This window comes from Oribacterium sp. oral taxon 078 str. F0263, from assembly GCF_000469565.1.
Classification (GTDB): domain Bacteria; phylum Bacillota; class Clostridia; order Lachnospirales; family Lachnospiraceae; genus Oribacterium.
This window is the reverse complement of the sequence record NZ_KI273080.1, coordinates 1-9,092: the sequence shown is the minus strand read 5'-3', so window position 1 is coordinate 9,092 and position 9,092 is coordinate 1. Positions and strand designations below refer to the sequence as shown.

The window sequence follows — 9,092 nt, the reverse complement described above, 5'->3', positions numbered from 1 at the left end:
GAGGACGAGCTGTATAGAAGTATTGAGGAATACGTTTATGTCACATATAACCATGCCCGTCCGCATTCATACAACGAATATAAAACACCATTCGAGGCCCGGTATATCGCGTAAAATATGAGGCAGCTGCCTATTCTGCAGAAGTTGCCCTGCAGCTTCTTGGCTGCACACCTGTGCGAGCATCCCACTGCGTCAAGGATGCCGCAGGCACGGCTATCCGGACGCTTGTCCTTGACGCAGTGGGATGGGAGTGCTTCCCGTCAGGAACTTCATGAAATTTAAGCCATAAGTGTTACAAAAACGCTTGACCAGAACAAAATAGTTAATGACGCAGGACTCACAAGATCTATGTCGAGAAAAGGCTGTTCACCAGACAACGCTGCCTGTGAAGGCTTCTTCGGACATCTAAAAAACGAGATGTTCTATAACCGCAGTTGGGAGGGCTGTTCGATTGCTGAGTTAAAATATGAGATCGACAGTTATATTCGCTGGTACTGCACAGATCGAATCAAATCAACACTCGGAGGACTCAGTCCTCTTCAGTATAGAAAGGAGTTGGGGGTGGCTGTCTAAAAAAATGTCCGCACCCCCCCGTCAAGGAATACCACCGGATGAGAAGCCTTTTCTGACTGTTGGATTTATAACGATTTACTTACTTTTTATTACAATTTCTTCCCATACCCCAAAATCTTGTGCGTTATTCAACAGCTGTTCGAATAAGTCGTCGAAAAGATCTTGACAAGGAGTGTATTATAGAAGAAACAGGCAATTTTATGAAGGGAGGAACAGCATGAAAAGATTGGAACAACATGATGCTCCCCGTCGGGGAAGCGCGAGACTTCACAGGATTGACTGGGAAAAGATCGGATCTCAGATTCGGAAATACAGGAGGAGGGAGCATCTTCGGCAGCGGGATCTCGCCGCAAGGATCTCTTCGACGACCAATACCATCTCCCGCTTAGAGGGCGGAGGAATTGGATGCAGTCTGGAATGTCTCCTGGAAATCTGCAATGCTCTGTCAGTTTCTCCGGATGCACTCCTTTTTGGGAATTTCTCTCCGGAGTCCAGTTCCTTTCATGATTATTTCATGAATATGAAGGAATTGATCTGCCAGCAGGTTCGGGAAAATATCGAGCACATCTTTTTGCAGGTTCACAGGGGCGGCGATTCCGCAGACCGGAAGCGGGGACCGGGGAAGCGCCCCGTCCGGTTTATGGACCCGGCTCTGCAAAAAAAGCAAAAGCCCAGACCTATGGGAGAAGCGGAACCGGATGGAGAAAATGAGCCGTGATTGAGCCGTGATGCTTTTTGAAGGTTCCGGTAATGGAGCTGTGATATGGGGAGGGGAAAGCTAGGGGAGAAGCGAAGGGTGAATGTTTACACCACCTTTCCATAATGAATCTGCGGCCGATAGAGAGGGCATAGGAGGATTGATGCCCCCGCAGCGGAGCATGATGAGTGATGAGACAGCAGAGACTGCGGCCTTTCTGCTCGGCGAAGAAGCCGGATTTATTACCGGAACCGATTTGCGTATGGCTGCCGCAGCGATCCGCATGGAAATATACAGGCTTTATGTTGGAGAAGATACTATTATGGAACAGGAAATCTCAGCTTTGTGAGCGGGATTTCCTGTTCTTTTTTGGAGAAGGGAAATTCTTATCCGAAAGGGACCGGCTAAGCTTACGCTGGCTGCCGCCTGCGAAGAGGGGGCTTTTGTGGCCAGCGTAAAGTTTTTGTAGGATAGGATAGCTCAGACAATAAAATAGAGAACGACCATTTGATGTGATAAAGTATTTAGCGACCAAACTAAACCAAATCACGAAAGGCGTCCTCTATGTTTAACTACAACTTTCCCAATGGATGAGACTATACAAAACCTATAAATCTCACCTCGTAAGTAGTTGCAAGGCAGAATCATTGGCTTTGACTTTCCGATATTGCGCGGTATACGCTGTTCTGCCCCATTTATTCGTTGAAAAATGTCGACATTCTATTGCAGTAACTTCTTTCATATAGTCCAATTTTTGTTATAATTAGACTATATATGGAGGTGACGCATATGCCGATACCACAAGATATCCTGGCTGTTGCCAGACCGAAAAACACAGTCATCATCGCGTATGGCAAGGATAAAAGCCTGTATGCCGTACGCCAGCGCATTGGGTGCCGGAACGATAACGGACGCCACCTTCCGGTCAACGGCCCCACGATCGGACACATCATAAATGGCATGTATGTCCCGAACGAAAAGGAGGCGGCTGTAAGCGTCGCATCTGCTCCGATTGATCTCAAGGACTGGGCAGGTATTGTTCTGTGTGATCACCAGTTTTCCGGCATCAAGCATGAATTGATGTCTGTCTACAACCAGGCGGATACGATGAAGATCTACTGCATCGCGATCCTTAGAGTTTGCGATCCGGGTATCAAAGACTGTGAGTTGAAGGAAGCCTATGATACGAGTTTCCTTTCGGAACTGTATCCGGGTACCCCTCTTTCAAAGAACACTGTATGCACGTTCCTGAATGATCTCGGCAAGGCATTATCACGGATCGTGAAGCTTATGAAGAACCGTGCAGATGCTGTTGCAATAGACCATCACCTCCTTGTCGACGGAACCTTAAAATCGGATGCGTCAAAGGTCAACTCCCTTTCTGATTTCTCCCGGAAGGCAAGGATAAAAGGGACACGGGATATATCTGTCCTGTATGCCTTTGACCTTGAGGAAATGGAGCCGGTGTGTTCCAAGTGCTTTCCCGGAAACATGCTTGACGCCACCGCTTACGGTGAATTCATCTCCGAGAATGGAATCACGAAAGGCATCATCGTCGGTGATAAAGGCTTTCCGGAATCAGCAGCGCATGAGCAGTTTGCAATGCATCCGGATCTGCATTACCTCAATCCGGTCAAGCGGAACTCAAAGCTGATCAACAGGCACCACATGCTGGACTTTACCGACATTCTTCCCGGGTATGAAGGCATCACCTTCAGGAAGGAAAAGTGTACCGGGACTGACAAATGGCTCTACTCCTTCCGCGACAGTTATAAAGCGTCCAAAGAGGAGCGCGACTGGCTGCGCCGGGCGAAGAAGAATAAGAAATACAGCCTTGAAGTCCTCCGCGAAAAACAGCAGACATTCGGAACGATCGTGCTTGAGTGTAATCTTGATCTCCCTGCCGAAACGGCCTATAAAGCCTATGACAAACGCTGGGAGATCGAAGTAGTCATGAGGTTCTACAAATCCGCATGCGAGTTTGATGAAACCCGTGTTCAGGATGATTACTCCGTAATCGGCAGCGAGTTCTGTGACTTCCTGTCAACGCTCCTGACGTTCCGCCTGATCAAGGCTTTTGACCGGGTACAGCTTCTGGAGGACCGGACATACAAGAAGATCATGTCCGTTCTCGCCCGCGCAAAAAAGGCGCGTACAGAAGGAACCGAGTGGCAGTTGATCCGCCTGAATCCATCTCACAGGGAGATCCTGGAGAAACTTGAGTTGATCCCGAAACCACCCGAACCAGAGAAGAAGAAACCTGGTCGTCCAAAAGGCAGTAAGAATAAGCCCAGAGAATCCAAATCGAAAACCGTTCTCCAAGAAGGAAAACGGAAGCGCGGTCGTCCAAAGGGAAGCAAAAACAAACCGAAAGTAACTGTCGGCACCCCAAGCTCAGATCAGCAATGACTGTGATCGGCGGTATCATCACAACTGGTAGGTGAAGCGTCTTCATAAGGGTATAGTCTAACTGGTTGGGAAAGTACTATTTAATCTTGTTCCAGATATTACTGAAGAACGTGGATATCGCATTCCATACTGTAGTGACCGTGTTCTTGATCCCGTTCCATGCGTTGGACAGGAAGGTCGAGATGGCGTTTACCACAGTCGTAAATACTCCCTTGATTCCTTCCCACAGCCCGGTAAAGAACTCTTTAATAGCGTTCCAGACAGTCTCCGCTGTGGTCTTAATTGCCTCCCACGCCTTGGTGAAGAAGTTCTTCAGCGCATTCCAGACCGCAACCGCGATTTCCTTAATATTCTCCCAGAGGTCAATCCAGAACTGCCTGAACTCTTCGCAGTTGTTCCAAAGGTATATGAAGGCGGCCACCAGAGCCGCAATCGCAGCAATAATCAAGAATATCGGATTGGCCAGCATGGTGGTGTTCAGTGCGGCAAAAGCACCCTTCACCACATTCAGCGCGGCGGCCAGTTTCGGTACGATGGTCATAATTGTGCCGACCGCAGATATAACTTTTCCGACCACAATCAGTACCGGACCGATAGCCGCTGCCACAAGTGCAATAGTGACGATGGTCTTTTTCGTTCCTTCGTCCAGCGAATTCAGCCAGTCCACGACTTTCTGAATCCAGCCTACGATTGCACGGATGGACGGCATCAGTAGTTCTCCGATGGAGATTGCAAGCTCCTCAAGCTGTGATTTCAGGATCTGCAGCTGTCCGGCAAGGTTGTCCTGCATGGTTTCTGCCATGTTTGCCGCTGTGCCGTCGCAGTTATTGATCGCGGAGGACAGCTTGTTGATATCAGCCTCCCCGGCATTCATCAGCGCAAGGAAACCGGACATGGCATTCTTGCCGACCAGTGCTTCTGCCGCCTGTGCTTGCTCCGATTCTGTCAGCTGGGAGAAGGCTCCCCTGCAGTCAGCCAAGATATCGGACAGGTCTCTCATTGAACCGTCCGCATTGGTGGTCTGTATCGTTACATCACCCAGAGCCTGCCCGGAAAGCTGGATGTCCCCGGTAAGGTTGTTCATAATGGTTCGAAGCGCAGTACCTGCCTGGGAGCCTTTGATACCAGCGTTCGCCATAAGGCCGATAGCTTCTGCCGTGTCCTCAGCGGAAAAACCGAGTGCTCCGGCGATAGGCGCACAGTACTTGAAGGTCTCGCCCATCATGGAAACATTCGTGTTGGCATTCGAGCTTGCCGCCGCAAGGATATCCGCAAAATGACCGGAATCCGCAGCAGTCAGTCCGAAAGCGGTCAGCGCGTCCGTAACGATATCAGAAGTCGTAGCGAGGTCTTCTCCGGAAGCCGCCGCCAGATTCATAACACCCTCGATACCGGAGAGCATATCCTCGGTCTTCCAGCCAGCCATCGCCATGTAATTCATGGCCTCGGCGGCTTCTGTGGCGGAGAACTTTGTCTTGGCACCCATCTCGCGGGCTTTATCCCGGAGATCTTCAAGGTCAGAGCCTGTCGCGCCGGAGACCGCCGCAACCTTGCTCATGGCGGAATCAAAGTCGGCCGCCGCCTTTACGGCAGCGGTTCCGAGACCAACCACGACACCTGTCACAGGAAGGAAACGCTGACCGACACTGGTGATATTGTCACCGACCGTTTTCAGCTTCTCGCCCTTGGCGGCAATGCTCTGAAGAGCGGTCACAGACTGATTAGCCTGTTCTTCCAGAGATTTCAGTTTTGCCTCTGTCTCGGCAATCTCGCGCTGAAGACCGTCGTACTGCTCCTGCGTAATCGTGCCGTTCTTCAGTGCTTCCTCTGCCTGTTCCGCTGCCGTCTTTAAGGTCTCCAGCTTTTCCTTCGTTTCCTTGACGGCATCCCCCAGGAGCCTGTGCTTCTGCGCCAGAAGCTCTGTGTTGCCGGGATCGAGTTTCAGAAGCTTATCGACATCCTTCAGCTGGCTCTGGGTGTTTCTGATTTCAGTATTTACGCCTTTCAGGGCAGTCTGTAGTTTTGTGGTATCGCCGCCGATCTCGACAGTAATGCCCTGTATTCTGCCAGCCATGCGCTAAGCCTCCTTCCCAAAAATTCGCAAAAGAAAAGCACCTCCGAAGAGATGCTCATTCTCAGTCATTTATCCAAAAGTCTTACATTGAGGTGATAAAACTTATGAATCCGAACCATATAAGTGCCATGCATACGCATGTCACAACACCCGTGATTATAACCTTTTTCCAGTTTCTGCTCTTCACGCCATCAATAATAATCTTGACAGCGATGACCAGCAGGGCAATGACAACTATTGCTAAGATTGATGTGAATCCCATTCCTTACTCCTCATAGGCCGAAACTTGCTGCACATCGGCATTATCCCGGCTGTAAAGAGATACGAGCCTGCCCGATTCTTCATCAAACCTATAGAAGTCACAGGGGGACACCCAGTTTACATTTGTCTGTACAGCAACAAAATATTTACCACCTGTCTTGAAGATTTTAGCTTCGATAATATCGTGGTTAATATCAGATGCAACCGCATATATTACAGCCTTCACCGAATCGCTGGCATCAGCCTTGTTTCCATCTGCGTCCGTAACCGAAGTACCAACTACTCGATTGACAACCATATTTTTCTGGCGATCTATCGAGGATTCAAAATTTGAAAAATCAGCCACATAAATACTGGTTCCTGATGCATCAAAGCTGCTATCAAGGATCTCCATACCGCCATCATCATATATCAGGCCATATTCGGTTTTATTCTCATCCTTCAAATGCACCTGCACCATCACTACAGGCTCTGTTGCCTTCCCGGGTTTTCTCGCATCAGCGGACAATGAAGTAACCCAGAAATGTGCCACGATTACCATGCAGACAAGACACGGAATCAGAAACAATGCTCTAAGCAGCTTTTTCTTTCCCTTTCCAACGAATATCATTGCCAGCACATTTGCGGCAATCAGTGGGATAAGCCCTAATGTAAGAGCCATGCCGCCACCTTCCCATCTTGCCAGCGGAAGCATAGCATCAGGATTGGGGACGCTGGTGTCATATGTCAGATACGGAATTGCAAAGTACGCCAGACATATAACGCCTATTATATTTAAGGCGATGATAACGCCATTAGCAACTTTTCTTCCCATATCATGCATCCTCCTGCTTCGGTCTATATTCGAGCAGGTCACCCGGCTGGCAATCCAATGTCTCACAGAGCTTTGAAAGGGTGCTGACCTTGATTGCTTTCGCTTTCCCAGTTTTCAGGATGGACATATTCGTAAGTGTTATCCCGACCTTTTCAGCTAATTCCGTTACGCTCATCTTACGCTTGGCGAGCATAACATCGATGTTAAAAATAATATCGCCTTCCATATGCCCCTCCCGTCAAATCGTAAGATCACTCTGTTCCTGCAATGCCGCTGCCTTCTGCACCAGATGAGATAAGGCCGCAGCGGCAACTGCAACAGCAACACCGGCAAATACAACGAGCAGAGAGAACAGGGCAACCCCCGGATGACTCATATTCGCCAAGAGCAGGACAACATTTCCTACAAAAAAGAAGATGCCGTCACACGCCGCAAGCCAGGATATCCATTTCAGATACTTGGCATTATCATCAGAGAAGGATTTATCCTTCCCGATGTTGGATGCAATTTTCCATCCAAGCACAAGCACCGCATAGCAGGGGATTCCGCTGACCCACAGGAATATCAGCCAAGGCCAGTAGCGATCCCCAAACTCCGGATAACTGTACACCAGGGAATCTCCGTAACTTGGAAAGATAAAGAAGTACACCACCAGTCCGCAGAGTCCCACACCGATAAGTATGACCTTAAGCCATTTTGATAAGGATTTCTGTTCCATGACATCTACCTCCATAATTCACTATGGAGAAGTATATCGCCGCCGCTGTTGTTTGTCAATGATTATTTTTCGTTTTACAATAAATTATCATCTCAAAACAGAGATTTTTGCATCAGAACCGGTCAAAATCCTCCTGGCTTGCCAGCTGGGCATGTGGTTCCTCATCCCGCTGCATTTCGCAGTACATATCGTTGATTAAACCGATGGTCAGCAGATCCATCTCACTGATATGTACGCCCAACTGCACCGCTCTTAGAAGAAGCAGCGGCGTTGTCATTTCCCTGTCAGTCGATCGAAGTTTTTTTTAGACTCAACTTGAGTCTGGACATTGAGTCCCCAGAGCTCGATGATTTCCGGCAGGACCTGATAAATTGAGAAAGTCCCAAATCCGTCCAGCCACTCATCGGGAGTATCGGGAACGCCTGCCGGATCAGCGTGCTTTGCCATGATGTAGCTGATATCCTCAAAAAGCTCCAGCGAAAAAGAGTCCAGTGTGGATTCCTCCGGGTTCTCCCCATCGATGCCTTTCTGAAGGTCGCGCAGGTCTTTGTAGATATCCCTGTGGAACCTGTTCCTGTATATCCTCGGGATGGCGGCAGACGCTCTGAAAGTTACATCTTTGCCATCGATGTTGATCGTTTTTGTAAGTGCCATAATGTCCTCCAATCAATGAAACGGGCAGAGCCGAAGCCCTGCCCCTGTGATTAACCCTGTCCGTTCTCGGAATCCGATGCCGGAGTCTGATATACGCTCTTGTACCAGTTGTTGTAGACGGTATCATCGGTATTGGCTCCGGTCTTGACCTTCACAAGCCCGTTCGGGAGCGGAGTTGATGTAAGCTCCAGGCTCTCGGTCTGAACTTCCTTGGAATCCTCTGTCGTGGAGCCCTCAATGGTCGGTCTGGCGGCCGTGCAGTAATACATACAGTGCCTGATCTTTTTCTTGTCCCCGGAGAACTCAAAAAGCAAAGCAAAATGCTCCGGCTCCACCGTAGCGTCCTCGACCAGAACACCGTTGGTGTCCTCGGTTTCCTTCAGAACATCCTTGCGGAAGCTGTCCGGGATGAGGGCAATCTCCAGATCGCCGGAATAGCCGTTGTTTGCCACCGTGGTGTAATATACCATGTCATCGGCGTAAAACGGCTCCGTGTCTCCCTCGGGATCGAGGGACAGGTTCACCGCGCCGGGAATGGCAACAGGCGTACCGAACGTGACGGTGCCAGTCTCCGAATCCAGCGTGGCTAATGCGTAATGGCAGTTCTTAAGGCCGAACTTCACCTTGTTGTTCGTATTGGGCATAATTCTTTACCTCGCTTTCTATTGTTGGCTATACCGTCAGTTGGTACAGCACCTCATACATTTTTTCAGTTTCAATCCATACCTCTGATTTTTGCCAGAACAGTTCATGGCGGGTAAGCACCGCCTGGACTTTTTCTTCCAGTTCCGGATTCTTCTCATCGGTATACAGTTCTATGTTCAGATTCTGAAACTCCGCATAGACAACTGATATTGCCAATAATGGTTGACAGATTTTCCTCAAGGATTTA

Annotated in this window: 10 protein-coding genes and 2 pseudogenes; 4 read left to right on the top strand and 8 right to left on the bottom strand. The window is 49.2% G+C overall.

Annotated features, from left to right (window positions below):
- Window positions 1-321: 321 nt before the first annotated feature.
- The 4 genes and pseudogenes from HMPREF1986_RS12750 to HMPREF1986_RS00965 all read left to right on the top strand — a co-directional run.
- Window positions 322-573, top strand: a pseudogene (locus HMPREF1986_RS12750) (transposase); the annotation flags it as partial.
- 217 nt (window positions 574-790) lie between these two features.
- Window positions 791-1,291: a helix-turn-helix domain-containing protein gene (locus HMPREF1986_RS00975; RefSeq protein WP_021772839.1), complete on the top strand. Its 501-nt coding sequence runs from the start codon at window positions 791-793 to the stop codon at window positions 1,289-1,291.
- A 142-nt stretch (window positions 1,292-1,433) separates the two neighbouring features.
- Window positions 1,434-1,619, top strand: coding sequence for a hypothetical protein (locus tag HMPREF1986_RS00970; protein WP_036598689.1), 186 nt, complete (start codon window positions 1,434-1,436; stop codon window positions 1,617-1,619).
- Window positions 1,620-2,059: 440 nt separating this feature from the next.
- A complete protein-coding gene (locus HMPREF1986_RS00965) occupies window positions 2,060-3,679 on the top strand; it encodes a transposase (RefSeq protein ID WP_036598688.1) in 1,620 nt (539 codons plus the stop codon).
- Window positions 3,680-3,755: 76 nt separating this feature from the next.
- On the opposite strand, the gene HMPREF1986_RS00960 is transcribed toward HMPREF1986_RS00965, so the two are convergent.
- From HMPREF1986_RS00960 to HMPREF1986_RS13345, 8 genes and pseudogenes are all read right to left on the bottom strand, one after another.
- Entirely contained in the window at window positions 3,756-5,753 is a 1,998-nt protein-coding gene (locus tag HMPREF1986_RS00960) for a phage tail tape measure protein (protein ID WP_021772836.1), read from the bottom strand.
- An 82-nt stretch (window positions 5,754-5,835) separates the two neighbouring features.
- Entirely contained in the window at window positions 5,836-6,015 is a 180-nt protein-coding gene (locus HMPREF1986_RS00955; protein WP_021772835.1) for a hypothetical protein, read from the bottom strand.
- Between the two features lie 3 nt (window positions 6,016-6,018).
- A complete protein-coding gene (locus HMPREF1986_RS00950) occupies window positions 6,019-6,828 on the bottom strand; it encodes a hypothetical protein (RefSeq protein WP_036598686.1) in 810 nt (269 codons plus the stop codon).
- 1 nt (window position 6,829) lies between these two features.
- The gene (locus HMPREF1986_RS00945; RefSeq protein ID WP_021772833.1) at window positions 6,830-7,054 is read right to left on the bottom strand and encodes a helix-turn-helix domain-containing protein; all 225 of its coding nucleotides are present in this window, start codon (window positions 7,052-7,054) and stop codon (window positions 6,830-6,832) included.
- Window positions 7,055-7,066: 12 nt separating this feature from the next.
- The gene (locus HMPREF1986_RS00940; RefSeq protein WP_036598683.1) at window positions 7,067-7,546 is read right to left on the bottom strand and encodes a DUF2975 domain-containing protein; all 480 of its coding nucleotides are present in this window, start codon (window positions 7,544-7,546) and stop codon (window positions 7,067-7,069) included.
- 273 nt (window positions 7,547-7,819) lie between these two features.
- Window positions 7,820-8,200 carry a hypothetical protein gene (locus HMPREF1986_RS00935; RefSeq protein WP_021772830.1) on the bottom strand — a complete coding sequence of 127 codons (381 nt, stop codon included), beginning with the start codon at window positions 8,198-8,200 and terminating at the stop codon, window positions 7,820-7,822.
- Window positions 8,201-8,250: 50 nt separating this feature from the next.
- A complete protein-coding gene (locus HMPREF1986_RS00930; RefSeq protein WP_021772829.1) occupies window positions 8,251-8,844 on the bottom strand; it encodes a major tail protein in 594 nt (197 codons plus the stop codon).
- 28 nt (window positions 8,845-8,872) lie between these two features.
- Window positions 8,873-9,092, bottom strand: a pseudogene (locus HMPREF1986_RS13345) (hypothetical protein); the annotation flags it as partial.